This window comes from Williamsia herbipolensis, from assembly GCF_000964005.1.
GTDB lineage: Bacteria > Actinomycetota > Actinomycetes > Mycobacteriales > Mycobacteriaceae > Williamsia_A > Williamsia_A herbipolensis.
On the sequence record NZ_JXYP01000030.1, the window covers coordinates 34,415 to 60,204 of the forward strand.

A 25,790-nucleotide genomic window follows, 5' to 3' on the forward strand; every position below is an offset into this window, starting at 1 on the left:
CATGGTGCTAGCCTAGCCCGTATCGACAATCGTTTCCAACAAGCATCGGAGGGATCATGTCCGCCCACTGCCAGGTGACCGGGCGCGCGCCCGGTTTCGGCAAGCAGGTGTCGCACTCGCATGTAGGCACCAACCGCCGCTGGAACCCCAACATCCAGCGACGCCGCTATTTCGTGCCGAGCGAGGGACGCAGCATCACGCTGCGTGTGTCGACCAAGGGCATCAAGACGATCGACCGGGACGGCATCGACGCCGTCGTGGCCCGTATGCGCGCACGTGGGGAGACGTTCTGATGGCCGGCAAGAGCACCGACATCCGACCGATCGTGAAGCTGAAGTCGACGGCGGGCACGGGCTACACCTACGTGACCCGCAAGAACCGTCGCAACGACCCCGATCGCCTGGTCATTCGCAAATACGACCCGGTGATCCGCGCGCACGTGGACTTCCGAGAGGAGCGCTGACATGGCCAAGAAGTCGAAGATCAACCGCAACGAGCACCGTCGCGAGGTCGTCGCACGACATGCGGCGCGCCGGGCAGAGCTCAAGGAGATCGTCCGCAGGCCCGGGTCATCGGACGACGAGCGCGCCGCCGCGCAACTGGCGCTGCAACGACTGCCCCGCGACGCCAGCCCCACACGCGTGCGCAATCGCGATGCGGTCGACGGGCGTCCTCGCGGTTACATCGGCAAGGCGGGCGTCTCCCGGGTGCGCTTCCGCGCGATGGCGCACAACGGAGAGCTGCCGGGTATCACGAAATCGAGCTGGTGACGCCGCGACGGGCCGCACCCTCGACGACCGTGGTCAAGAGCGGGTCAGATCTCGCGTAAGATGGACAATCGGCGATTGACCGAACGACAATGAACTGAGGAAGCGATCATGGCTGCCAAGCCCACCCGTAAGCGCAACGAGAAGCCGACGAAGGTCGCCGCGAAGCGCAACATCCTGCGCGAGCGCAAGATCGACCACATCGACTACAAGGACGTCGCCCTGCTGCGCACGTTCCTCTCCGACCGCGGCAAGATCCGTAGCCGTCGCGTCACCGGCCTGAACCCGCAGCAGCAGCGACAGGTCGCCACCGCGATCCGCAACGCGCGTGAGATGGCCCTGCTGCCCTTCGTCACCACCGGTCGGTGATCGTCGGCCGACCGGCACGCCACGCCTCGCGATGGTGCACCGGTCGGTCACTCGTCCCGTGATCCCCAGTTCTGCCGGCACCGGACGCTAGACGGCGCCGGTGACCGGAGTCGTCCAGGGTTTCACCGTCATCTTCATCGTGATCGCGGTGGGTTACGTGCTGGGTCGCACCGAGGTCCTCGGACCCGACGCCCAGCAGGTGCTCGCCCGACTGGTGTTCTTCGTCTTCACCCCGGCGTTGTTGTTCGATTCTCTCGCCACCACCGACATCTCGGTCATCTTCTCCTCGACCCTGGTGATCGCCGGGGGAAGCGCACTGCTGATCGGGCTGGCCTATTTCGTGCTCGCCCGGCTCGTGCTGCATCGCGAGATCCCCGAGGCCACGATCGGCGCGCTGGCGTCGTCGTATGTCAACAGCGCCAATCTCGGCATCCCCATCGCCATCTTCGTGTTGGACGACGCGTCGTTCGTGGCGCCGCTGCTGCTCTTCCAGATCATGATCTACTCGCCGATCGCGTTGACCGCCCTCGATCTGACCGCTCTGCGTGACGCACCCGGCCGGATCACCCTGCGCGACACCGTCATAGCACCGCTCACGAACCCGATCGTGCTCGGCGGTGCCGCCGGCCTGGTGATCTCGCTCGCGGGGTGGCGGCTGCCGCACGCGGTCGCCGAACCGATCTCGATGCTCGGCAACGCCTCGGTGCCCGGCGCCCTCCTCGCGTTCGGGCTGTCGCTGACCGGGGTGTCGGTGCTCCGCAAGGGCGAGAGTCCGCGCCGCGACGTCGCGCTGGCGTCGGTGCTGAAGATGATCGCGCAGCCGCTGCTCGTGTTCGCGCTGTCGTACTGGCTGTTCGGCGAACGCGGCCACCATCTGTTCGCCCAGGTCGTGATCGCCTCACTGCCCACCGCGCAGAACGTGCTCGTGTACGCGACCCGTTACCGCCGCGGCGAGGTGCTCGCCCGCGACACGGCACTGGTCACCACGGTCGCGTCGATCCCCGTCATCGCGATCGTGGCCCTCCTGCTCGCCTGAGCGGATTCATGACATTTGTCGTAGCGGCGACGCCGCGGCGTTGGTTACCGTCGGTCACATGACCGAACCGTCGCCCTCGTTCGACAAACGTGCACGGCTGCGTGCCTCCGACGCCGACCGGGCCCTGGTGCACGACATCCTCGCCGCGGCCATGACCCAGGGGCACCTCTCCCCCGTCGAATACGAGACGCGGGCGTCGACGGCGGTGTCGGCGACCACGTTCGGCGAACTCGACGCCCTCACCGACGACCTGCCGGTCAACGACATCGCCGCACACGCGGGCGAACTCTCGCTCACCAAATCTGCTGTGGCACCGGCCTACACGATGGGGTCGGGGCCCGATCCGGCCACCGTGCACACGAAGGTCGCGGTGATGAGCGGGACCGAACTGAAGGGCACCGTGCCCGTCGGCGACCGCCTCACCGTGGTCACGGTGATGGGCGGCGCCGAGATCGACCTGCGGCGCGTCGAGTTCACCGCCCCGGTGTTGACGATCCAGGCGGTCGCGGTCATGGGCGGCATCGAGATCCTCGTCCCCGAGGACGCCACCGTGCAGGTCCGCGGGATCGGTGTGATGGGTGGGTTCCCGCACGACGCCGCCGGCCGCGGACGCCCCGGCGCACCCACCATCGTCGTCAACGGACTCGCGCTCATGGGCGGCGTCGAGGTGTCGCGCAAACGTCCCTCGATCTCACGGGGAGACGAGCATTAGAGCGCGGATCAGGTGAGCCGGTCGAGCAGACCGCGGGCATCGACCGGCGCGCGGACCTTCTGATCGTTGTCGAAGTAGACGAAGACGTCGCCGTGGTGGGCGCGATCGGCGAATCGGCTCGCCCACGTGTCGAGGGCGTCGTCGGTGTAGCCGCTGACGTAGATCTCGGCGTCGCCGTGCAGACGGGCGTAGGAGAAGTCGGTGGTCATCTCGTCGATCACGGGGAACTTCTCGGCCGAGTCGGCGAGAACGACCGCGACTCCCGCGCCGCGCAGCAGATCGATCAGGGTGTCGTCGACGAAGCTGGGGTGACGGACCTCGAGCACGTGGCGCATCGGGCGATCGGTCTCGACCGTTGTCCACGCCCGTCCGTCGAGGCGTGCGTTACGGCCGCGGGCGAGTTCGGCCGCCGCCGCCGTCGTCGCGGGCAACCGGTCCAGGAAGTCGTGGAGCACCGCGGCGTCGAACCGCATGGTCGGCGGGAGTTGCCACAGCACCGGGCCGAGCTTGTGCTCGAGTGCGAGCACGCCCGAGGCGAAGAAGTTCGCCAACGGCGTCTCGACGTCGACGAGCTTCTTCATGTGGGTGATGAAGCGCGGCCCCTTCATCGAGAACACGAAGTCATCGGGTGTCGACTCCGCCCAGCGGCGATAGCTCTCCGGCTTCTGCAGCGCGTAGAACGAGCCGTTGATCTCGACGGAGTTCAGTGTGTGCGAGAGGTGTTCGAGCTCGCGGCGCTGCGGCAGGCCCTTCGGATAGAAGGTGCCCCGCCACGGCGCGTACACCCACCCCGACGTGCCGACCCTGACGGTGCCCGCCGTGGTCACCGACGGCGGCCCCGGCGCGACCCGAGGTAGTCGCCGACCACGGCGGCGCCCAGGCCGTCGAGGTCGGGGGCCACGACCCGGCCGCCGATCCGACGGGCCACCTGGTCGATGAACCGTTCCAGACTCGGGTCGTCACCGAGCCGGAAGATGGTGACCTGCGCCCCGAGTCGCGAGATGTTGTCCAGTTCGCGGACGGTGACCGCGAGCGTCGCGGGATGCGGCGGCCAGTCGAAGAAGGAATGCCCGTCGGGTTCGAGATGCGAGGTCGGTTCGCCGTCGGTGACGATGAGGACCACCGGCTGTGCGTTGGGGTGCTTGCGCAGGTGTCGTCCCGCCAACAGCAGAGCGTGGTGCAGGTTGGTGCCCTGCTCGGCCACCGCCTGCAGCCCGGTCAGCTCGGAGATGTCGATGCTGCGGGCGTGCCGACCGAACGCGATGATCTCGAGTTCGTCGCTGCGGAACCGCGTGCTGATGAGGTGGTTGAGCGCGACGGCGGTGCGCTTCATCGGCAACCAGCGACCCTGCATCTCCATCGAGAACGAGGTGTCGACCAGCAGGACGACCGCCGCCTGCGTGCGCGACTCGGTCTCCGAGACCTCCACGTCACGCACGTCGATGCGCACGCCGTGGCGCGCGAGATCTCCTGCGGCCAACGACCTCTCGGGATCCTCGATGATGGTGCGTCGCACCGCGTTGCCGACGGTGGCGGTCACGTCCCACGGCTCGGTGTCGCCGAACTCCCATTCACGGGTGGCCCCGGTCGACTCACCGGTCGCGCCGGCACGACGCGTCTGGCGGTCACCCGAGCGGCCCGAGAGTCGGTCGGCGACGTCGCGGAAGATCGATTGACCCAACTGCCGCATGGCCTTCGGCGACAGGCGGAGGTTGCCGTCGGCGTCACGATCGAACAGGCCCTGCTGGGCGAGCGCCTTCTCCAGCTCCGCCAGGGTGCGCGCATCGACCGCGGCCTCGGGTCCGAGCTGGCGGGCCAGCGCCTCGAGGTCGATGTCGTCGAGTTGGGACCCGTTGTACTGCTGCGAGAGCTGCTCGGACAACGACTCCAGTTCGGCGAGATCCTGCAGCGCGCCGACACCCTCGCCCATACCCATACCCTGCTGGCCCTCGAAGTCCTGCGAGTCGCCCCACCCGAGGTCGGGGCGGGCCTCGCGGAGCTGCGAGTCCATCTGGCTCAACTGGTTCATCAGGTCGGGCGAGCCGAAGGCCTGCTGCGACAACTGATCGAGCTCGGCCCGCTGCTCGGGCGAGAGCGAGTTGTAGAACGCCTGCGCCGCCGCGGCACGCTTGGCGAGGGAGTCGATGAGCTCCTCGGTCGACTGCGGGTTGTCGGGGAAGTGCTGACCGTGCTTGCCCATGAACTCGTCGAACGCCTCGGTGGTGTCCTCGCCCCGGTTGTGCTTGGCGAGAAGCTCGTTCAGGTCGGCGAGCATCTCTGTGATGGCCTGCCGATCCTCCTCGGTCGCCCCTTCGAGGGCCTGCTTCATGCCCTCGAAACGCTGATCGAGCATCTCCCGGCCGAGCAGGTCCTTGATCTTGTCGTAGTCGGCTTTCGCCTCGGGGCTGCGGAACTCGTAGTTCGCGAGCTCCTGCACCGCCTGCGCGGTCGACGGCGACAGGTTCTCGATCTGCATCTCGGCGAACCGCGCGTCGTCGTCGAGATCGCGGGCGAGCTGCTTGCGTTCGGCGAGTACGGCGTTGTCGAGCAGCTCCTTCACCTCGGCGAACGTGCCGTCGAGGTTGCGCTTCTTCAGCAGCTCCTGGCGTTTGCGGTTGATCTCCTCGCGCAGCTTGTCCAGGCCCCGCATCTCCTGCGTACCGCGACGCAGGTACTCGCGCATCGCGCGCTGCGGCGAGACGCCGGCCATCACGTCGGCACCGATCTCGTCGAGTGCCTCACGCAGGTCGACCGGCGGGGCCAGCGGGTCGGGCCCACCGGTGTAGCGGCGATACCGTGAGCGGTGGAATCTGTTGCGGGCCATCATCAGTCTCTGTCCGTGTGGTGTGTGTCAGCCGTAGATGGTCTGACCGGAATCGTCGGCCTCCTTGCCGATCCGGCGGGCGAGGAACAACCCCTCGAGCGCGAGTTCCAGTGCGCTGGCGCGTTCCCCGTCGTCGGTGGCCTCCAGGCGCTCGGCGATGGTGTCGATGACCGCACCCGTGCGCTCGGGCTCCGGGATCGATCCCAGGAGTTCCTTCGCCGTCACGCGGTCACCGGTGACCACGGGCTCGCCGGTCTCGAGTGCGGAGACCAACGGCGCCATGTCGATCCCGGCGAGGTGCTCACGCACGGTGTCGGCGGTGGCTTTGCGCAGCAGATGCTCGAGGATCTCCATCTCGCGGCCCTCCTCGCCCGACTCGAACTCGACCTTGCCGCGCAGCACCTCGATCACCGATCCGAGGTCGACGACGCGTGCGGTCGCCGACTCCTCGCCGACGACCGTCGCCCGGTGCAGCGCCGCCGCGGCGACCGTCTCGGCGCCGGCGATCGCGAAACGCGCGGAGATGCCCGAGCGCTGATCGACCGACGGGTGATCCCGCACGTAGCGGGTGAAGCGGGCGAGGATCTCGGTGACGAAGGTCGGCACGGTGGCGACGAGATCGGCCTCCTGCTCGATGACGGCGACCTCGTCGTCGAGTTCGAGCGGATAGTGGGTGCGGATCTCGGCGCCGAAGCGGTCCTTGAGCGGGGTGATGATACGACCGCGGTTGGTGTAGTCCTCGGGGTTGGCGCTGGCCATCAGCATCACGTCGAGCGGCAGGCGCAGCGAGTAACCGCGGACCTGGATGTCGCGCTCCTCCATCACGTTGAGCATGGAGACCTGGATGCGCTCGGCGAGGTCGGGGAGCTCGTTGATGGCGACGATGCCGCGGTGCGCGCGGGGGATGAGACCGAAGTGGATGGTCTCCGGGTCACCGAGGCTGCGGCCCTCGGCCACCTTCATGGGGTCGACGTCGCCGACGAGATCGCCGACGGAGGTGTCGGGGGTGGCCAGCTTCTCGGCGTAGCGCTCGGAGCGGTGCTTCCACGCGATCGGCAGGTCGTCCTGCAGATTGGCGGCCTTGCGGATCGAGGCCGGGGTGATCGGCTCGTAGGGGTGCTCGTTGAGCTCGGCGCCCTCGATGACCGGCGTCCACTCGTCGAGCAGGCCCACGAGGGTGCGCAGCAGGCGGGTCTTGCCCTGGCCGCGCTCACCGAGCATGACCACGTCGTGACCGGCGAGCAGGGCGCGCTCGAGCTGCGGGATCACGGTCGTCTCGAACCCGACGATGCCCGGCCACGGGTCGGCGCCGGTACGCAGCGCGGTGAGGAGGTTGTTGCGGATCTCGTCTTTGATCGATCGCTGGATGTGTCCGGAGGCGCGGAGTTCCCCGAGGGTGCGCGGCGTGGGATGAGCAGTTTGCTGAGACGTCACCACTCCACGCTACGAGTCTTTGGATGTCCGTGCACCGGACTGCCCTCGTCCGGTCGATTCCTCGCACGTCGCCGTGTCCCGCTCGGCGGAGGTTTTCGGCACGGTCAACGGACGGCGAGCCAGACGGCGAGTGCGAAACCGAGGATGCCGATGGTGATGCGCAGCGGGGTCTCGGGCAGCCGGGCGACGACGGGCGGCCCGGCGTACCCGCCGGCGAGGCAGCCGATGCCCATCGCGACCGCGGCGACCCAGTGCACCGGACCGGTCGCGGCGAACACGATCGCGGCGACGAGGTTGCAGATGCCGAGCAGCGCCGACTTCAGCAGCGTGGCCCGCCACAGCGGATGGGCGCTGGTGACCAACGCGAGTGCCAGGAAGATCGTGCCCGCACCGGCACCGAAGTAGCCGCCGTAGACCGAGACGATCGCGATGCCGACGGCGAACACGATCGGCAGTTCCCGATGCCCCGCCATCCGCCGCAACCACGGCTGGGCGAGCACGGCCGCCGACGCCAGCGCCACGAGGTAGGGCACCACGGTCTCGAACGAACCGGGCGGCGACCGCAGCAGCAGGATCGCGCCGGCCAGTCCCCCGGCCGCCGACAGCACTCCGAGCGCGACCAGCCGCCGCGGCTCGTCGAGCAACTTGGTCCCCGACTGCGCACTGCTGCCGACGCCGACCGACACCAGCGCGACGGTGTTGGTGACGTTCGCCGCGAGCGGCGGCAGACCGGCCAGCAGGAGAGCCGGATAGCTCACGATGGACGCGAGACCGGTGATGTAGCCGACCAGCCCAGCGCCGAAACCGGCTGCCACGAGCAGCACCAGGGTGAGGAACGTCATCAGGAGGCCATTGTGCGCGTCGGCGTCGGACGTTTCGGCGTCCGGGTGGCCGCAGGCGCGGTGCTAGCACGAATCCTACGCTCGGGTAAAGGGTTACGCGCCTCTGCCGAGGCCGGGCCACGAATCACGCTGATTTGAACACTTGGGACATCCGCCCCCGGTCACCGATGATTCTCGGCGTGATCGAGATCCATGACCTGACCAAGACCTACGGCCGCGGCGCCGACGCCGTGACCGTGCTCGACCGTGTCGACTTCACCGTCTCCGCCGGTGAGATCTTCGCCGTCGTGGGGCCGTCGGGTGCCGGCAAATCCACGCTCACGCAATGCATCAACCTGCTCGAACGTCCGACGTCGGGAGAGGTGGTCGTCAACGGCGAACGCCTGACCGATCTCGACGCGAAGTCCCTGCGCGTCGCACGCCGCCGCATCGGCACCGTGTTCCAGTCGGCGAACCTGTTGAGCCGACGCACCGCCGCGCAGAACGTCGCGCTGCCCCTGGAGTACCTCGGGGTGACGACCGCGCAGACGAAGGCCCGTGTCGCCGAGCTGCTCGACCGGGTCGGATTGTCCCCGCACGCCGACAAATACCCGCACCAGCTCTCGGGCGGGCAGCGCCAGCGGGTCGGCATCGCCCGTGCCCTGGCCCTGCGACCGTCGGTGCTGCTCTCCGACGAGGCGACCTCCGGGCTCGATCCCGCGGCCACCGAATCGTTCCTCGACCTGCTCCGCGAGGTCCGCGACGACCTCGACCTCGCCGTGGTGTTCATCACCCACGAGATGGACACGATCGTGAAGATCGCCGACCGCGTCGGTCGACTCGATCACGGACGCATCGCCGAGCAGGGCGCCGTCGTCGACCTGCTCCTCGACCCCGAATCCGTTCTCGGGGAGGCCCTTCGACCGCAGAGCGCGGCGTCGTCCGCCGCACCCGGACAGGTGGTCGTCGAGGTGACCCACAACTCGGTCGCGGTTCCTGGCGACTGGATCGTGCGACTGTCGAACCAGATCGGTGCGCCGGTGTCGGTGCTCGGCGGTCACGTCGGCGACGTCGCCGGGGTGTCGGTGGGCCACTGGACCCTCGCCGTGGATGCCACTGCCGCGGACAAGGTCCCTGACGCCGTCGGCGCGCTGGGCCTGGCGGAGCGGACCGATGTCGCCGCTGCATCGGTGGTCGCGGCATGAGCGCGACAACATCGGTCCTGGCGTCGATCACGGTTCCCACGAACGAGATCCCCGGCCTGTTGATCCCCGCGTTCCGGGACACGATCATCATGGTCGGGATCGTGATGGTCATCGTGCTGCTGGTCGGCGTCCCGCTCGGCGCGATCGTCCACAACCTCGCGCCCGGCGGACTGTTCGAGAACCGTCGACTCCACACACCGCTGTCGTGGATCATCAGCATCGGACGGTCGCTGCCCTTCCTGGTGCTGATGACATCGATCATCCCGTTCACCCGATTCATCACCGGCACCAACATCGGCATCCCCGCCGCGGTCGTCCCGATGTCGATCGCCGGTATCGCGTTCTTCACCCGCATCGTCGAGAACTCGCTGCGGGCGGTGCCCACGTCGGTGGTGGCCGCGGCGACGGCATCGGGGGGATCGACCGTCCAGATCATCTGGACCGCACAGATATCCGAGGCCCTGCCGAACATCGTCGGCGGTCTCACCATCAACACGATCGCGATGATCGAGTACTCGGCCATCGCGGGCACCATCGGCGCGGGCGGCCTCGGATACATCGCGGTCACCTACGGCTACCAGCGTTTCGATCACCAGGTGATGATCGCGACCATCGTCACCCTCGTGATCACCGTCGCGGCCATCCAGCTCATCGGCGACGCTCTCGTCCGGTTCCTCACCCCCGAGAAGTCACGCCGGTCGACCTCCCGCCGAACCGACACCGTTCCCACCCCGGTCTGACGCCACCCCGGTCTGACCCCACCGCCGTCTGACCCCACCGTTCGACCCGACACACCGTGCACACGCCGATCCCGGCGTGCGCAGATCATCCCTGCCCGGAAGAAGAGGACATGACCCAGACAAGCAACACGCCCGTGCGCAACGACAACTCGGGATTCGAGGTGAAGAACAACCGGCGCCGACCGCTGATCATCGGTGCCGTCGTGCTGGTGGTCGTCATCGTCGCCGCCGTGATCGGATGGCGTATCGCGGGCTCGGATGACAAGTCCCCCAACGACACCGCCGGTGCGACCCTCACCGTGGTCACCGCCGAGGGCAACGCGAACGAGCAGGCACTCGTCGACTACATCGCGGCGAACGTGGCCCCCAAGTACGGCATCAAGATCACGTTCAAGGGCCTCGCCGACAGCACCACGCTGAACCGTGCGGTCAGCGACGGCGAGGTCGCGGGCACGATCTACCAGCACAAGCGTTGGCTGTCCCAGGTTCTCGACGCCAACCCCGACTTCAAGGAGGTCGCCGCGACACCGGTCTTCCGCTGGGGCTTCGGTGTCTGGTCGGACAAGTACACCGACGTCTCGCAGCTGCCCGACGGCGCGAAGGTCTCGCTCTACTCCGACCCGGCCAACGAGGCCCAGGGCCTGTGGCTGCTGGAGCGCGCCGGTCTGATCACGCTGAAGTCCGGGATCGACAAGTCGCGGGCCACCCAGAACGACATCGCCACCAACCCGAAGAACCTGCAGTTCACGCTGCTCGACTTCGCGGCCCAGTCGCGAGCGCTGCCCGACCTCGACGCCACCGTCGGCTACACCGAGTACTACCTCGCCGCGGGTATCCCGATCAGCAAGCAGATCTTCTCGCCGGCGGCCCCCGACGAGTTCGCCGGCCAGCTCACCATCGGCACCCGGTGGCAGAACGCCGACAACATCAAGAAGCTCGTCGCGGTGTTCAAGGACCCGGCCGTGCAGCAGTACCTGCGCACCGACCCGACCGTGAAGAACATCCTGCTGCCCCTCTGATCAAATGGTCACGATGATCTGACGGCGATCGACGCCCGTCGACACCTCGGCCCCCGTTCGCGAGCAGATCGCGGACGGGGGCCGAGTGCGTTGCGGGGTGCCCTACTTCGTGGAGAGTGGAGCGACGCCTCCGCTGATGTCGGTGATGGCCCAGTTCTTGTTCTTGTCGACCGTGATCGGGTACAGCGCAGTGGTCTTGACCCCGCCGGGTGACTGGACGTTGGTGACCTGTACGTCGACGAACACCTGCACCACGTAGACGCCGTTGTTCTGCGACTTGATGTCGCTGCCGACCAGCGTGCCCTTCGACACCCACTGCAGCTGCCCCAGCAGTTGTCGCAGAACGGGTTCGGTGTCGGCGAACTGTTTGATCATCGCGTCGTCGACGCCGGTCTTCAGCGCCGCGAACCAGGGATCGAAGTCGCGGTAGTCGATCTCGGCGGCTTTCACGGCGTAGTCGCTCGCGACATCCTCGGCCCGCTGGGCCTGTGCGTTCTGCGTCTTCAGCCCCTGGTAGTCATCGCGGTAGCCCAGCGCGGAGACGATCGCGACCGTGGTGGCCACGGCCAGCACCACGACCAGCACGGCCGCGGTGACGAGCAGGCCCCGGCCGGGGCGACGGGCCGAGTCGCCCGCGGTCGCGAACGACTTTCGGCGGTGGTGCTCGCGGCCGTCGTCGTGGTGGGCTCGGCGGTCTCGGCGGCAGCGGTCACCGAGGTGGTCTCGACCGGTTCCGTGGGCGAGGCGGACTTCTCGGGTTTCGGCGTTTCCGGCGTGCGGGGCGAACGCCCGTCGAGTCCGGAGAACTCCGAGGCAGACTTCTCCTCGTCCGGCTTGCCCGACTCAGACACTGGCAGTCAACTCCTTGTGCATGCGGCCGACGCTACTTGGTGGCCACGCGGAACCGTACGACGCCGTTCTCGTCGACGATCTGCAGGCCACGTTCGACGAACGACGCGATGTCGATGTTGGTGGCGGGGGCGATCTGGGAGATCAGGGGCAACAGGACCCCGAGCGGTGGTGTCACCTTGGGCAGGATGCGTTGCAGGTACTCGCTGAGTTTGGTGACGAACGGGTTGATCACCTGATCCCACGCCACCGCACCGTTCGTCGCGCTCGCCAGCCCCGGGAACAGCCCGAACAATGCGGTGATCGACGCCTGATTCGTCCCGAGGGCCCTCGATCCCGACGACAGCGGCGGGCCGATACCGTCGGCCTTGCGGACGAATTCCTGTGCGGTGTCGAACAGGTCCGAGAACTCGGTGCGCTGGGTGGTGACGGTGCGCGAGAACTGATTCGAGAACTCGCCGAGTTTCGTGATGTCGTCCTCGCGGCCGATGTACCCGGCGTTGATGGTGTTCGCGATGCTGAGCAGCCGCTTCGGGTCGATCTGGCCGACCAGCCGTTGCAGATTGGTCAGCGTCTCCCCGACCGTCGCCTGCGTGATCACGTTGCGGCTCAACACCGCACCGTCACGCAGGTACGGACCGGTGGCGCGGGTGGAACTGAAGTCGACGTACTGCTCGCCGACCAGCGACAGGTTCGCCACGGTCACCTCGGCGTCGGCGGGGATGTCGTACCCGGCGTCGATCGACAGCGTCGCGCGCAATCCGTCGGGACGGACCGCGATGTCGGTGACATGGCCGACCTCGATGCCGTTGTAGAGCACCCGCGAACGGGGCAGCAGTCCACCCGACGACGCCATCTCCACGGTGACGGTGTCGGTGTCGGCGAACGGCTTCAGCTTGAGGATCCCGATCCCCAGGTAGGCCGCCAACGCCACCGAGACGACCACCAGCAGCACCAGTGACGTGCGCACGCCGATCCTCATCGCATCGCGCCGATCATCCGCAGTGTCGATGCCACGGTGCGGATCTGGTCGTTCGACGCGGTCGGCGTCGACAGGCCGCGCGGGGAGGTGATGTCGACGATGTTCACCGACGGGCTCGCCAGCAGCGGCAGGATCTTGTCGTTCACGAGCGCGTCCAGCCGGGCGATGTCCGACGGTGCCGACGCATCGAGTGACACCGCGAGGTCGACGAGCGGATTGGCGGTGTCGATCAACCCCACCAGCTGCTGATAGCGCGGACCGAACAGCTTCGTGACGCTGGTCAGTTGGAAACCCAGGGAGGTCAACACCTTCGCGAACCCGACGAACGACACCAGTGCCCCGCCGATGCGTTCGGGGCCGACGTCGAGCGCGAAGCCGAGCCCGGGTCCCTCGGCCTGCACCGAACGGCCCAGAACGCCGAGCGAATCGAGGATCTCCCCCACCGACGAGGAGTTCTCGACGATGCGGGCGATCAGTTCGCGGGAGGTCTCGATGCCCTTGTCGCGTTCACCCTTGTTCTCTGGGAACGCGGTGTTCGCCTTGTCGACGGTGCGCTGGATCTTCTCCAGTGTGCCGCCGTTGGCCAGCGCGGCGATACCGCCCAGCAGGTCCTCGACGGCCGGGGTCACCGTGGTCTGCGACAACGGGATCGTCGCCCCGTTCCCGAGCCGGACGCCACCGCCGGATGCGGGCGGGGTCAGTGAGATGTAGATGTCGCCGAGAAGCGTCGACTGCTCGAGCGCGGCGCGGGTGCCCTGCGGCACGTCGACGTCGGACGCGATGTCGACCGTGGCGACGGCCACCGGCGAGGTCGCCGTTCCGCCGATGCCGACCGACCGCAACACCCCGACCTTGGTGCCGTTGAGCAACACCTTGCTCCGGGCGGGCAGGTTCAACACGTTGCTGAACTCGATCTTCAACGCCCTGCTCTCCCCCGACACCCGTGTCCCGGGCAGCGGCAGGTCGGTCACCTGGATCCCGCAGGCCGCCGACATCCACGCGACGAGGAGTGTCGCGACCACCATCACGGTGCGCCGCACACGACGCCGGTCGCCGATCATCGGATACCTCCCGATCCGAGGACGAGAGCGACGAGGTCGGTGTCGACCGGCTCCCGCGCTCCCGGGGACTCACGGCACGATCCGGCCAGGGCGCGGTTGAGGGCGGCGCAGGTGACGCCGGCCGAGGCGACGGGAACCCGCACACGCGGGGGCTTGATCGTGATCGCCAGACCCGCCTGCTTGTCCTGCGCCATCGCCTGCAGGGCCGACATGACCGGCGGCAGAGACTTGAGCAGCGCCACGATCTGGTCGGTCGGCAAGAGCTCCACCAGCGGTGTGATGAGGCCGAGCAGGGTGAACAGGATCGGGTCGAAACGCTGCAGGTTCGACGCCAACTTGGGGACCACCGACGTGAGCCGCACGAGCGCGGGGTTGAGTTCGCGTGTCAGGTCGCCCAGTGCGGTCGCGAACTTGCCGACGTTGTCGACCGCGAGTCGCACGTCGGGCCACCGCTGCACGAAGAAGTCGGCGAGCTGCTGGCCGTTGGTGATCAGCGACCGCAGCTGGGTGTCGCGCAGTTGCGGATCACCCAGTGCGGCACCGAGTCCCTGGACCGCCCGGTTGAAATCCTCGGCGGTGCCCTTGAGGCTGTCGTCGACCGACGCCAGGGCGGTGCACACCGCCTGCTGCTGCTCGGGCGAGCGGCCACCGGCGTCGGTCAGCTGCGCGGAGAGCTTGTCGAACGCCGAGAACGCCTCGCTGAGACTCTTCGGGGTGTGGGTGCGCTCGAGGGGGATGCAGTTCCTGGTGTCCCAGGTGGCCCCACCGACGTAGCTGGTGGGGATCTCCAGGCGCCGATCGGTGACGATCGAGTCCGAGGTCGTCACCGCCGACACGTCCGCGGGGAGCTTCGTGGCCCAGTCCATCGAGAAGTCGACGCGGACATGGCCGTTCGACGGTGCCACGCCGGTCACCTTGCCGATGTTGACGCCGAGCAGGGTGAGATTGCTACCGGGGTAGAGCCCGATCGAGTCGGACATGATCGCGCATCCCGCGGTGCTCGACGCGTCGTCGTTCGCCCGGACCGCGGCGACGCATCCGGCGATCACGGCCACGATGGCGACGACGATGACCGACCGGGTGGCCCAACGGCGCAGTCCCGACGGGGCGGGCGATGTCACGGAGGTGGTCACGTCAACACCGCCGATCCGGCATCGGGATGCACAGGGCCGGGGCGTCGGCGACGGTCTTCGACAGGTCGACGGTGGGCGTGCCCGACACCCCGAGCGCCGACCCGAGCTGGTTGGCGATGGCGGTCAGCCTGTCGAGGATCGGCCCCGATCCGGTGAGCGTGGTCCGCACCCGGTCGACGATGGCCTTGATCTTGTCGATCTGCGGATCGATCGTGCCCGAGAGGTCTTCCACCGGAGGCTGCAGTAAGGCGAACAGCGCATCGACCCCGCGCACGGTCTGCAGACCCTGCTCACGGAACTGATAGAAGCGGTACCCGATGACCCCGACCAGGCGCAGCAGGTTCACGAGCTTCGCCCGACCGTTGTTCAGCGCGCCGATGTACTCCTCGGTGACGGCGATGGCGCGATCGAGGTCCTGGTCGCGGTCACCGAGGGTGGTCGTCACCTGCGACACCTGGGAGATGATGTCGCGCACCGCATCGGACCGGCCTCGCAGGGAGAGGTTCACCTGCGAGAAGGTCTCCCGCGCGGTCTGGGCGTCGAGCTTGTCGACCACGTCGCCCGAGTCGCGGATGACGTCGGTCAACTCATACGGCGTCGACGTCCGTTCCCGGGGGATGTGACCGCGCAGCGGCGACGTCCCCTTCGGTGTCACCGCGAGGTAGTGCCCACCGATGGCCGTCGACAGGCGGATGTCGGCGGTGGACTCGTCGCGCATGGTGACCGAGTCGTCGACGTCGAAGGTGATCTCGACGTGGTCGCCGACCACCTTCACCGACCTGACCTCGCCGACCGGAATGCCGGCGACCCGCACCTCGTCACCGGACCGGATCTGCCCGCTCGAGGTGAAATCGGCGGTTATGTCCGACGATCCGAAGGGCACCACGTAGAGCAGTCCGGCGACCGCGGCGACGATCACGATGACCACCACGCCGCCGAGGCCGAAGAGCACCTGCCGGCGACGCACGGCGGCGGCATCGCGACGTCGGGTCAGCTGCGGGCTCATCGGCAGATCACCACCGGGGCGCCGGCGAGCAGCACGCTGGTGATCGGTCCGGGGACCGACTGACCGCGGCCGCAGCTGTAGGAGGCCTTCGTCGCCGAGTTCACCGACGCGAGCAGCGAATCGAGGACGCCGGGGATGCGCGCGAGCAGGTCGGAGGCGTCGTTGGTGGCCGGGATGTACTTGCGCAGCAGGCGGTCGATGTCGGCGTAGTTGCCGTAGTAGACGCCGTTGAGGCTCTGCAGGACGAGACGCAGCGGGGTCAGCGCCCTCGCCGCGAGCGTCAGCGACCTCTCGGTGCCGTCGAGGTCGGAGGCCAACGCGCCCAACGCGTCTCCGGCGCGACTGATCAGTTCGTTGAGCCGCGGCGACTTGTACTGGATCTCCTTGGCCACCGACCCCAGGCCGGTCACGAACGCCGCCACCATGTCCGAGCGGTCGGCGACCAACGACGTCGCCTGGTTCAAGTTGTCGAGGATCGAGCCCAGGTCCGGCCCCCGACCCTGCACCACGGCCAGGATGTTCTCGGTGAACTCGTTGATCTCGGCCGGGTCGAGCACCTTGAACACCGGCCGCAGACCGTTGAACAGCGCGGTGATGTCGAACGACGGGATCGTGCGGGCGGTCGGGATCACCTCGGTGGTGTCGGCGCGGCCGCTGCCCGGACCGTCGGTGAACACGTCGAGATACCGCTCGCCCACCAGATTCAGATAGCGGATGGCGATGTCGGTGTTGTCGAACAGCGGCACCGATTTCTGTGTCCGGAACGTGACCCGCGCGATGTCGTCATGTAGTTCCACCGACGTCACCCGTCCCACCCGCACACCCATCTGGCGGACGTCGTTGCCCGATGACAGACCCGAGGCGTCGGAGAAGTCGGCGGTCACGGTGCGCTGGTCACCGGGAACCGACGGCGACAGGGCGCCGACGACGACCCAGGTGGCCCCGATCATCACCACCACGAACAGGGCCAGATACACCATCGACGAACGCCGGAGCCTCATCGTCCACCCGCCTTCGGGGCGGCGTTCGGCGCCGGGCTCGTCGGGGCGGCCTTCGGCGCCGGGCTCGTCGGGGCGGCCTTCGGCGCCGGGGACGCGAGCACTGCAGGAACGGCGCGAGCTGAGGCATCTGCGCGACGGTGAGCCCGACCTGCAGGGTGACCTTCCCGTTCTGGGTGGGCATCGACTTCTCCAGGCGGCCCAGCAGTTCCCGCGCGTCGCCGACCGCTGGCGGGATCGACCGCAGCGTCTGTCCCAGCGGCGATCCGGTGACGATCAGGAAGTCGAGCAGGGTGGCCAGTCCGTCGTAGTTGTCGCGCACGAGACCGCCGAGGCCGCCGACGGTGGTGACCAGTCCCGACAGCGAGTCCTTCACCGAGTTCACCACGCGGGGATCGGTGTAGGCGGCGGTCTGCCGGGTCAGGCTGATGAGCACCGAGTCGAACGGCCCCTCGAGATCCGCGACGCCGCGCGTGACCGGGCCGAGGATGCGGATGAACTCCGCGAGCGGCATCTGCTGCCGGGACGCGGCGAGGTTGAGCAGGTCGAGCCCGGACCGCACGAGCGGCTGCACCGCGGTGACCAGCCGATCGGCGATGTCGATGGTGCGGCTGAACTCGTCACCGGTGATGGTCGTCGAGATCTCGCCCACCTGGCGCAGCAGATCGGCCACCGACACGTTCGTCGAGTCCGCACCGATGGTGATCCGTTCACCATCGCGCAGGCGACCCGCGCCCGGCGTCGGACCCGACGCGGTCGAGGTGGCCGCCTGCAGTTCGATCCCGGTGACGCCCAACAGGTTCGACGGTGCATAGGCGGCCGACACCCGGTCGGGGATGGACGACGCCTGGTTCGCGTCGATCGACATCGCGATCTCCTGGCGACCGTCGTCGGTGACGGTGACCCCGTCGACCCGTCCCACGATGAGACCGCGGTACTTCACGTCGCCGCCGGCCGCGAGACCGTCGCCCACGGAGTCGGCCACCGCCGACACCCGCACGGTGCTGTCGAAGTCGCCGCGGGCGTACAGGGTGAGCGGGATCGCGAGGACCAGCACGACGACCAGGGTCGCCGCACCGAGGGCCAGCAGTGCCGTGCGTGAGGGGCCGCGCCCGGACGGATCGTGGTACGCCATCAGCCGGAGAACCTGAAGCCGACGTCGGATCCCCAGAAGATGAGGGTGAGCAGCATGTCGAGGACGACGATGATGACGAAGCTGTTCTTGATGGCGCGGCCCGAGGCGACGCCGACACCCTCTGGTCCGCCGCTGGCGTAGAAACCCTGATAGCAGTGGATGAGGATGACCGCGACGACGAAGACGACGGCCTTGATAACCGCGAACAGCATGTCGACGGGGGCGAGGAACGCGTTGAAGTAGTGGTAGTAGGTGCCCGGTGACTGCCCGTTGACGGTGTTGACGACGAAGGCGCACGACAGGTAGCTGAGGATCAGGGTGATGAGGAACAACGGGATGATCGTGACGATCCCGGCGATCACCCGTGTGCTGACCACGAACGGGATGGGGCGGATGGCCTGGGCCTCGAGGGCGTCGATCTCCTCCGAGATCCGCATCGACCCGATCTCGGCGGTCATACGACAGCCCGCCTGGGCGGCGAATCCGATCGCGACGACGATCGGTCCCAGCTCGCGGGTGTTCACATACGCCGACAGGAAGCCGGTCAGCGGGCCGATGCCGAACAGCTTCAGCGTCGCGAACGACTCGATGCCGATCGACCCGCCCACCGACAGTCCCAGCACGACGAGCACCACGACCGAACCGCCACCGACGATGAGGCCACCCGATCCCCACATGAGGTCGGACAGGACCGCGCCGGTCTGGCGGCGGTAGACGCGCAGGGCGTGCGGGATCGAGCGCAGGACGTCGAACACGAAGTGGACTGGTGTCCGATGCGTTCGACCACCGATACCGGGACGACCGCGGCACGGCCGAGGTTCGTCGTCCACCGCCGCGACCTCGCATACGTCTGCAGTCCGACGATGCGGGCCAGCCCGCCTTCGTCGTCACGAACATCGTGACGAGCTGGGTGACGGCGAGATTGAGCAGGAACGACGCGACGACGCCGAGCACGACCGCGGCGTTGACGGCGTCGGCGACACCGCGCGGACCACCCCGGGCCTCCAGGCCGCGCTGGCAGGCGATCGCCACGACCACGATCCCGAACAGGATGGACTTCGCGATCGCGATGACGAGATCACCGACCCCGGCGAACTGCCCGAATCCGCCGAGTTAACTGCCGGGGGCGCCGCCCTGGAACGACACGTTGATGAAGTAGCCGGCGGTGACGCCGACGAAGATGATCTCCATACACACCAGCGGCGCCACGAAGACGACCGCGAGCAGTCGCGGCGCGACCACCCGACGAGCCGGGTCGATACCCATGGTGCGCATCGCGTCGATCTCGTCGCGCACGGTGCGGGCACCGAGGTCGGCGGCGATGGCCGACCCCACGGCACCACCGATGAGCAGGGCCGACGCGATCGGCGCACCCTGCTGCAGGATGCCGAGTGCGCCCGCCGCGCCGGCGAGCGAGGACGCGCCGAGCTGCTGGGTGAGGCTGCCGACCTGGACCGAGAGGATGACGCCGAACGGGATGGCGACCAACACCGCGGGGATACCGGCGACGCCGGCGAAGAAACTGGTCTGGGTGAGGGTGTCGCGCCACTTGTGGCGACCGGTGACGATGTCGCGGAGGAGATGGGCGAACGAGCTGGCGGTGAGCTCGATGAGGCGGCCGAGGGTGGCGATCGCCGACAGAACGGCGTCGACGAACCGCTCGAGGGTCGACGATCCGCGTTGGGAGACTCCCACCGAACCCGCCACCACCGCTCCCCTGCCCGCGCTTCTTCGCGACTCACCGTCGCCGTGATCGTGGTCACTGTAGTGGTTGCGATGTGAGTTTTGCTTCTTTTGGCGCGGTTCGTTGGACGCCTGACCGGGAACCGTCCGGTCGATGGTGACGGCGTCCCACGAGCACGCCGTCCACGCTGCGCCGAACGCGGGTGGCACCCTGGCACCATGACCGAATCGCACCCGCAGGACACGCCTGCGACGCCCTCCGGCCGCGGCGCACTCGACGGTGTCCGGGTCCTCGAACTCGGCACGCTGATCGCGGGCCCGTTCGGCGCCCGCCTGCTCGGCGACATGGGGGCCGACGTCATCAAGTTCGAGGCGCCGGGCTCCCCGGATCCGTTGCGCGGGTGGGGACAGGCCGAACGGGACGGCCATCGGTTCCTGTGGACGGTGCACGCGCGCAACAAGCGCGCGGTCACCCTCGATCTGCGCGACGAACGCGGTCGGGCCCTGTTCCTCGACATGGTGGCGACCGCGGACATCATCGTGGAGAACTTCCGGCCGGGGACCCTCGAACGGTTCGGCCTCGGCTACGACGTTCTGCGGGAACGCAATCGGGGCATCATTCTCGTACGGGTCTCCGGTTACGGACAATCCGGACCCGATTCGGCGCGCACGGGATATGCGTCGGTCGCCGAGGCGGTCAGCGGTCTGCGCCATCTCAACGGCTATCCGGGACAACGGCCGCCCCGCCTCGCACTGTCCCTCGGCGACACCCTCGCCGGGATGTTCGCGGTCCAGGGCGCTCTGGCGGCGCTCTACCACCGCACGGTCACCGGCGAGGGACAGGTCGTCGACTGCGCGCTCACCGAATCCTGCCTGGCCGTGCAGGAGTCGACGATCCCCGACTACGACATGGGTGGAGTGGTCCGTGGTCCGTCGGGCACACGCCTCGATGGCATCGCGCCGTCGAACATCTATCCGAGCGCCGACGGGTCACTCGTGGTGATCGGCGCCAACCAGGACACGCTGTTCCGGCGACTGTGCGCGGCGATGGGTCGTCCCGAACTGGCCGACGACGAGCGCTACGCGACCCACATCGCGCGTGGACGCAACCAGGACGAGCTCGACGCGGAGATCGAGGCGTGGACGTCCACCGTGCCGACCGAGGACCTCATCGAGACACTCACCGCCGCCGGGGTGGTGGTCGGCCCGATCAACACCGTCGCCGAGGTCGTCACCGATCCGCAGATGCTCGCGCGCGACATGATCGTCGCCCACCACGACGAGCGGATCGGCGAGACGGTGCTCGGACCCGGTGTCGTGCCCAAGCTCCTGGGCACCCCGGGGTCGGTACGCAGCGCCGGCCCGGCCACCCCGGGACACCACAATGCCGAGGTCTACGCCGATTTCCTCGACGCGCAACAGCTGGCCGACCTGCGCGCAGCGGGTGTGGTGTGACAGCGGGGCCACGGTGACGACCGCACCCGATCCCGCCGCACCCGATGCCCCGGATGGCTCGGGAGCGACAACGCCGAAGGGTCGCCGCACCGAGCGGGCGCTGCTCGACGCGGCGCGGACCGTGTTCGCCGAGAAGGGCTACCTCACGGCGAAGATATCCGACATCGCCTCGGCCGCAGGGCGATCCACCGGTTCGTTCTACAACTACTACGACAGCAAGCAGCAGCTCCTCGAGGCGCTGCTCGGGGACTTCGCAGCCCAGGTGCTCGACGAGACGCGCCGCAATCTGACACCCGACCCGGCGGTGAACGTCGAGCAGGCCGTGCGCGCCTACTGGAGCTCCTACCGCGACTACCTGCCGGAGATGATCGGCGCGTTCCAGTTGTCGATGACCGATCCGCAGTTCGCGCAGTGGTGGCGCCACCGGCGATCCGAGGGCATCTCCGCCGTCCTGGCCGTCTTCCGTTCCGCCGAGGCCACCGGGGTGCGGATCGGGCTCGACAAGTACCTGTTCGCCTCGGCGATCGTGTCGATGCTCGAATCCTTCTGTTGGACATGGTTCGTCACCGGCGGCGACGAGGCCGTGGAGCGATCGGCGACGTCCGACTCCGCACCGGACGAGGAGAGCGCGATCATGACGCTCACCGAGATCTGGCGCCGCGGACTGATCAATCCGGCCGAGAACGATGCGCCACCACCGAATCCGTAGCGACACAAACTATGTCGACGCGGCCGTCGCCCACCGGGCTGCCATTGGACAAAAGCAGTGGGTGTGCCCACAATGGCGGGCGGGGAACACGCGGTACCGGCCGATCGGCCGACCGTAGGAAACATCCCGGCGGTCGCGAGACCACCGGATCGAGGGGGGAACCTCGTGCACACACACCACGGAGCTCAACCGTGCCCGGAATCGGACGCGGGGTCGCCGGCGGCGACCCGTCCGACCGCCGACGAGGTCGACCATGTCCTACGACGGGCGTGAGCGGGGCGGGGCCGACCTGCGCGAGGTCGCGTCCCCCGTTCAACCGGACGCCACCGCACCGGACGCCACCGCCTCGGACACCACCGACACCGACGTCGATGCCGACACCACCGCCGAGGTCGTCGCGGCGCCGGTCGCGAACCCGGTCGTCGATTCCGGTCCCTATCGCAGCCTGACCCCGTACTCCGAGGCCGACGGCGACATCTTCTTCGGCCGCACCGACCTGTGGCGTCGGCTGCACGTCCGCGCGGTGCCCGGCGGCGGTCTGGTCACCGTCGTCGGTCCGACCGGAGCGGGCAAGACCTCACTGGTCCACGCCGGACTCGTCCCCGAGGTCCGCCGCAGCGGTTTGCGACGCGACGGCGAGCGTGTCGCCGCCACCGTCGCCACCATGACCCCGGGCTCCGCGCCGATGAGCGCGCTCGACGCCGCCCGCGGTGCCGCCGATCCGGACGATCACCCCCACGCCACGGCGTGCCTGCTGGTCGTCGACCAGGCCGAGGAACTGTTCTCCCTCTGCGATCGCACGACGCGTACGGAATTCCTCGCCGCGCTAAACCGTTTCGCCGCCGACCGACGTTTCGCGGTCGTCATCGTCCTGCGCGCCGACTTCTACGCCCGCGCGGTGGCCGAACCGGTGCTCGTCGGCACCCTCGACGATCGCGCGGTCGTCGTGCGCACGATGAGCGACGACGAACTCCTCGCCGCGATCGAATCGCCGGCCCGCACCCGTGGCGCCTCGGTCGAGGCGGGTCTCGGGCCCCAGATCATCGCCGATCTCCACGCCGCCGAGTCCGGCGCGCCGGACCTCGTCGCGCTCGGCATGACGATGGACCACCTCTGGCGCACCCGCGCCGACGACACGCTGACCGTGGCCGCCTACCGCGTTTCGGACCCGCTCGACTCGGTCGTCGCCGACACCGCCGAACGCGCCTGGACCCGGCTCACCGAGGCCGATCGGCGCACGGCACGGCTCGTCCTGCTCGCGACCGTGCGCGTCACCGCCGACGGCGAGGTGGTCGCGGCCGACGTCGCGCGGACCGATCTGCACACCCGGTTGGGCCGACACCGTCGTCTCGACACCGTCATCGACCACCTGGTCGGCGCGAACATCGTGCGGGTCGTCGACGGTCAGCTCCGACTCACCCACGACTCCCTGCTCTTCGCATGGCCCCGGTTGGCCGACTGGGCGGCGCAGCGCCGCGCCGACGCCCCGATCCGTGCCGCGGTGATCGCCGACGCCGGCCGCTGGGACGCCGGCGGCCATCCCGCCGACGAGCTCTACGACGAGGCGCGACTGCAGTCCGCCGACCGCGCCGTCGAACCGGTCGACGTCCTCGGTGCGCCGGCCGAGGCGTTCCTCGCCCGTTCCCGCGAGCGGGCGGCGTTGCGCCGATCCCGCCGTCGCGTGCTGCTCGGCGTGCTCGTGTTCGTCGCCGTCGTGTTCCTCGTCGTCGCGGTCACCTCGGTGATCGGTGGCAGCCATACGGCGTCGGAGCGCGACGCCGCCCGCACCGACGCCGCCCTCGCGCGGATCGGGGCGACGACCGCCTCCGATCCGACCGCATCGGCACGCCTGGCCCTGCAGGCCTTCCGTGCCGCCCCCGGCGATCCGCGCGCCGAGTCGGCGTTGCTATCCACGCAGTCGACGCCCTTGGCGCGTCCGCTGTCGTCGCTGCCGCCCTCGGTCGCGGTCGCCACCACCGGATCCGCCCGCTCGGACCGTGTGGCCCTCACCTCGGCCGACGGCACCGTCCGCATCACCGGCCCGGACGCCGCGGTGACCGCCACCGTCGACGACGCGACCACCGCCCGCGGACCGCAGTCGGTCGCCCTCGACGCGGGGGCCACGCTGCTCGCCGCCGCCGGTGACGCCGGCGCGGTGCGCCTGTGGCCCGTCGACGCCGCGGGCGCGATCACCGGTGCACCCGTCGTGGTCGGCGACGGACCGGCACCGGTCGAGTCGCTGACGTTCGCACCGAACCGTCCCTGGCTCGCCGCCGTCGACGCCGCCGGTGCGGTACGCGTCATCGACGTCGACGATCCACGCCGGCCGCTCATCCTGGCGACGCTTCCCGGCGGATCCGCCGCGCGCACCGCGGTGTTCGCGCCCCCGGCCACCCCCGCGGCCGCACCGACGCTCGTGGTCGGTTCGGCCGATCGCCGCGTCACCGCGTGGGATCTGTCCGATCCCCGTTCCCCCGTCGCCGACGACGCCCGGCTGGTGCTCGACAACCCGGTCGCGGCGGTCGCCGTGACCGCGGGAGGCGACACCCTCGCCGCCGCCGACGCCTCGGGCTCGGTCACGCTCGCCTCGCTGTCGGCGTCGGGACTGACCCGGGTCGGACCGGGGCTCGGCCGGTCGGGCGCCGTCGACCCCGGCGTCGACGACACCGTCGTCGGGGTGTCGAGCCTGTCGTTCGCACCCACCGGACACCGACTCGCGGTGACCTCGGCCGACGGCTCGACACGGGTCTGGGACGTCACGCACGCCGGTCTGCCCCGCGTGCTCACCGGTGACCTCCGGTCGGAGTCGACGACCATCGCCGCGGCGCGCTTCACCGACGCCTCGACGCTGGTCACCACGGGCAGCGGTGTGCCGCAGGTGTGGTCGCTGCCGCGCGGTTTGCTCGACGGTGGTTTCGGTGGCGTCGCGACCCCGGCGTGTTCGACGGCCAAGGCCGCGTGCGCGACGTCGTTCGTCGACGGACCGGTGCAGGTGTGGAACGCCGCCGATCCGTCGGTGCCGTTGGGCGGGTTGGTCATCGACGCCCCCGATCACTTCGACGGTGCGGCGATGAGCCCCGACGGCCGATGGATGATGACCGTCGACGCCGGGCACCTCGCCCAGCTGTGGGACGTCTCCGGTCCCGGTGCCCCCCTCGCGGTCGGTGCGCCCGTCGCGCTCGGACCGCAGCCGGTGGGCACCATCCGGTTCAGCCCCACGTCGTCGATGCTGGCGATGAGCCTGCGCGGCAACACCTCCGTGGGCGTCTACGGCGTCGATCGTCGCGGCCTCACCCCGGTCGCCGACCTCGATCTCGGTGGAGCACCGGTCGTCGCGGTGGCGTTCTCGGCCGACGCCGGACAGATCGCGCTCGGCGGCTCCACCGGCGTCCTCCGCACCCGCCTCACCCCGTCGGGCACCGGTCAGGTCTCGGGTCGGCTCACCCCGGGCTCGCCGGTCACCGCGCTCGGCTACGTCGACGGCGATGTCGTCGTCGGTGACAGCACCGGCGGCATCACCCGCTACCGGGCCGACACCGGCGGGCAGGTCGGACCGCGGACCCCGCTGGGTCGGTGGGCGGTCACCTCGATCGTCGCCCTGGGCACCACGACGGCCACGGCGTCGGCCGACGGCACCGTGCACCGCATCGGCGCCGACGGTTCGGTGCGTCGGGTCGGCAACCTCTACGGCACCGCCGATCAGGGCCCCGCGCGGCTGACCGCACTCGGCGACGACACCGTACTCGTCACCGGCGACGGAGGCGCGCAACAGTTCTGGTCGTTGCGCACCGACGACGTCGCCGCACAGGTGTGCCGGGCGACGGCGTCGGACGGGTGCGCGACGCCCTGACG

The 25,790-nt window shown here is 69.1% G+C and carries 24 protein-coding genes and 1 pseudogene; 12 read left to right on the forward strand and 13 right to left on the reverse strand.

The features are described 5' to 3' along the window. The first annotated feature begins 56 nt into the window (after positions 1-56). The 6 genes from rpmB to TU34_RS16555 all read left to right on the forward strand — a co-directional run bounded on the left by rpmB (position 57) and on the right by TU34_RS16555 (position 2,884). Complete coding sequence (gene rpmB / locus TU34_RS16530; RefSeq protein ID WP_045824003.1) at positions 57-293, forward strand: 50S ribosomal protein L28; 237 nt, start codon at positions 57-59, stop codon at positions 291-293. Then, positions 293-463, forward strand: coding sequence for a 50S ribosomal protein L33 (gene rpmG / locus TU34_RS16535; RefSeq protein WP_045824004.1), 171 nt, complete (start codon positions 293-295; stop codon positions 461-463). Before rpmB ends, rpmG begins: the two co-directional genes overlap by 1 nt. Position 464: 1 nt before the next feature. Further along, the gene (rpsN, locus tag TU34_RS16540; protein WP_045824005.1) at positions 465-770 is read left to right on the forward strand and encodes a 30S ribosomal protein S14; all 306 of its coding nucleotides are present in this window, start codon (positions 465-467) and stop codon (positions 768-770) included. Between the two features lie 108 nt (positions 771-878). Continuing rightward, positions 879-1,136 (forward strand): 30S ribosomal protein S18, encoded by a 258-nt coding sequence (gene rpsR, locus TU34_RS16545; RefSeq protein ID WP_045824006.1) that lies wholly within the window; start codon positions 879-881, stop codon positions 1,134-1,136. A 100-nt stretch (positions 1,137-1,236) separates the two neighbouring features. Then, positions 1,237-2,172, forward strand: a complete 936-nt coding sequence (locus TU34_RS16550) for an AEC family transporter (RefSeq protein WP_045824007.1) — start codon at positions 1,237-1,239, stop codon at positions 2,170-2,172. 58 nt (positions 2,173-2,230) lie between these two features. Continuing rightward, complete coding sequence (locus TU34_RS16555) at positions 2,231-2,884, forward strand: DUF1707 SHOCT-like domain-containing protein (RefSeq protein WP_045824008.1); 654 nt, start codon at positions 2,231-2,233, stop codon at positions 2,882-2,884. Positions 2,885-2,892: 8 nt separating this feature from the next. Here TU34_RS16555 and TU34_RS16560 read toward each other — a convergent pair whose 3' ends face one another. The 4 genes from TU34_RS16560 to TU34_RS16575 form a co-directional block, all read right to left on the reverse strand. Further along, positions 2,893-3,711 (reverse strand): DUF72 domain-containing protein, encoded by an 819-nt coding sequence (locus TU34_RS16560; RefSeq protein ID WP_045824009.1) that lies wholly within the window; start codon positions 3,709-3,711, stop codon positions 2,893-2,895. Beyond that, the gene (locus tag TU34_RS16565) at positions 3,708-5,708 is read right to left on the reverse strand and encodes a vWA domain-containing protein (RefSeq protein ID WP_045824067.1); all 2,001 of its coding nucleotides are present in this window, start codon (positions 5,706-5,708) and stop codon (positions 3,708-3,710) included. The genes TU34_RS16560 and TU34_RS16565 overlap by 4 nt, the downstream gene beginning before the upstream one ends. Positions 5,709-5,735: 27 nt before the next feature. Then, the gene (locus tag TU34_RS16570; RefSeq protein WP_238981354.1) at positions 5,736-7,142 is read right to left on the reverse strand and encodes a sigma 54-interacting transcriptional regulator; all 1,407 of its coding nucleotides are present in this window, start codon (positions 7,140-7,142) and stop codon (positions 5,736-5,738) included. A gap of 104 nt (positions 7,143-7,246) precedes the next feature. Beyond that, positions 7,247-7,984 (reverse strand): sulfite exporter TauE/SafE family protein, encoded by a 738-nt coding sequence (locus TU34_RS16575; RefSeq protein WP_045824011.1) that lies wholly within the window; start codon positions 7,982-7,984, stop codon positions 7,247-7,249. A gap of 179 nt (positions 7,985-8,163) precedes the next feature. On the opposite strand from TU34_RS16575, the gene TU34_RS16580 reads away from it, so the two are divergent. The 3 genes from TU34_RS16580 (at position 8,164) to TU34_RS16590 (ending at position 10,927) form a co-directional block, all read left to right on the forward strand. Continuing rightward, complete coding sequence (locus TU34_RS16580) at positions 8,164-9,168, forward strand: methionine ABC transporter ATP-binding protein (protein ID WP_045824012.1); 1,005 nt, start codon at positions 8,164-8,166, stop codon at positions 9,166-9,168. Further along, entirely contained in the window at positions 9,165-9,908 is a 744-nt protein-coding gene (locus tag TU34_RS16585; RefSeq protein WP_045824013.1) for a methionine ABC transporter permease, read from the forward strand. The genes TU34_RS16580 and TU34_RS16585 overlap by 4 nt, the downstream gene beginning before the upstream one ends. 110 nt (positions 9,909-10,018) lie before the next feature. Next, on the forward strand, positions 10,019-10,927 hold the full coding sequence (locus TU34_RS16590) for a MetQ/NlpA family ABC transporter substrate-binding protein (RefSeq protein ID WP_045824014.1): 909 nt from the start codon (positions 10,019-10,021) through the stop codon (positions 10,925-10,927). Positions 10,928-11,029: 102 nt separating this feature from the next. Here TU34_RS16590 and TU34_RS16595 read toward each other — a convergent pair whose 3' ends face one another. The 9 genes and pseudogenes from TU34_RS16595 to TU34_RS16635 all read right to left on the reverse strand — a co-directional run. Next, complete coding sequence (locus TU34_RS16595; protein ID WP_238981355.1) at positions 11,030-11,491, reverse strand: hypothetical protein; 462 nt, start codon at positions 11,489-11,491, stop codon at positions 11,030-11,032. Between the two features lie 319 nt (positions 11,492-11,810). Continuing rightward, positions 11,811-12,746 carry an MlaD family protein gene (locus TU34_RS16600; protein WP_238981356.1) on the reverse strand — a complete coding sequence of 312 codons (936 nt, stop codon included), beginning with the start codon at positions 12,744-12,746 and terminating at the stop codon, positions 11,811-11,813. Positions 12,747-12,754: 8 nt separating this feature from the next. After that, positions 12,755-13,819 (reverse strand): MlaD family protein, encoded by a 1,065-nt coding sequence (locus TU34_RS16605; protein WP_238981357.1) that lies wholly within the window; start codon positions 13,817-13,819, stop codon positions 12,755-12,757. Further along, positions 13,816-14,952, reverse strand: a complete 1,137-nt coding sequence (locus TU34_RS16610; protein ID WP_052688990.1) for an MlaD family protein — start codon at positions 14,950-14,952, stop codon at positions 13,816-13,818. The genes TU34_RS16605 and TU34_RS16610 overlap by 4 nt, the downstream gene beginning before the upstream one ends. A gap of 1 nt (position 14,953) precedes the next feature. Further along, positions 14,954-15,958, reverse strand: a complete 1,005-nt coding sequence (locus TU34_RS16615) for an MlaD family protein (protein ID WP_052688991.1) — start codon at positions 15,956-15,958, stop codon at positions 14,954-14,956. Next, entirely contained in the window at positions 15,955-16,938 is a 984-nt protein-coding gene (locus tag TU34_RS16620) for an MlaD family protein (RefSeq protein WP_238981358.1), read from the reverse strand. The genes TU34_RS16615 and TU34_RS16620 overlap by 4 nt, the downstream gene beginning before the upstream one ends. Beyond that, complete coding sequence (locus tag TU34_RS16625; RefSeq protein WP_052688992.1) at positions 16,853-18,091, reverse strand: MlaD family protein; 1,239 nt, start codon at positions 18,089-18,091, stop codon at positions 16,853-16,855. The genes TU34_RS16620 and TU34_RS16625 overlap by 86 nt, the downstream gene beginning before the upstream one ends. Continuing rightward, positions 18,091-18,882 (reverse strand): ABC transporter permease, encoded by a 792-nt coding sequence (locus tag TU34_RS16630; RefSeq protein ID WP_238981365.1) that lies wholly within the window; start codon positions 18,880-18,882, stop codon positions 18,091-18,093. The genes TU34_RS16625 and TU34_RS16630 overlap by 1 nt, the downstream gene beginning before the upstream one ends. Positions 18,883-18,964: 82 nt before the next feature. Beyond that, positions 18,965-19,801 (reverse strand): annotated as a pseudogene (locus tag TU34_RS16635) (MlaE family ABC transporter permease); the annotation flags it as partial. A gap of 192 nt (positions 19,802-19,993) precedes the next feature. On the opposite strand from TU34_RS16635, the gene TU34_RS16640 reads away from it, so the two are divergent. The 3 genes from TU34_RS16640 to TU34_RS16650 all read left to right on the forward strand — a co-directional run bounded on the left by TU34_RS16640 (position 19,994) and on the right by TU34_RS16650 (position 25,788). After that, complete coding sequence (locus TU34_RS16640; RefSeq protein WP_045824018.1) at positions 19,994-21,229, forward strand: CaiB/BaiF CoA transferase family protein; 1,236 nt, start codon at positions 19,994-19,996, stop codon at positions 21,227-21,229. Between the two features lie 13 nt (positions 21,230-21,242). Next, the gene (locus tag TU34_RS16645) at positions 21,243-21,938 is read left to right on the forward strand and encodes a TetR/AcrR family transcriptional regulator (protein ID WP_045824072.1); all 696 of its coding nucleotides are present in this window, start codon (positions 21,243-21,245) and stop codon (positions 21,936-21,938) included. A 253-nt stretch (positions 21,939-22,191) separates the two neighbouring features. Continuing rightward, positions 22,192-25,788 carry a WD40 repeat domain-containing protein gene (locus TU34_RS16650; RefSeq protein WP_045824019.1) on the forward strand — a complete coding sequence of 1,199 codons (3,597 nt, stop codon included), beginning with the start codon at positions 22,192-22,194 and terminating at the stop codon, positions 25,786-25,788. Positions 25,789-25,790: the final 2 nt, after the last annotated feature.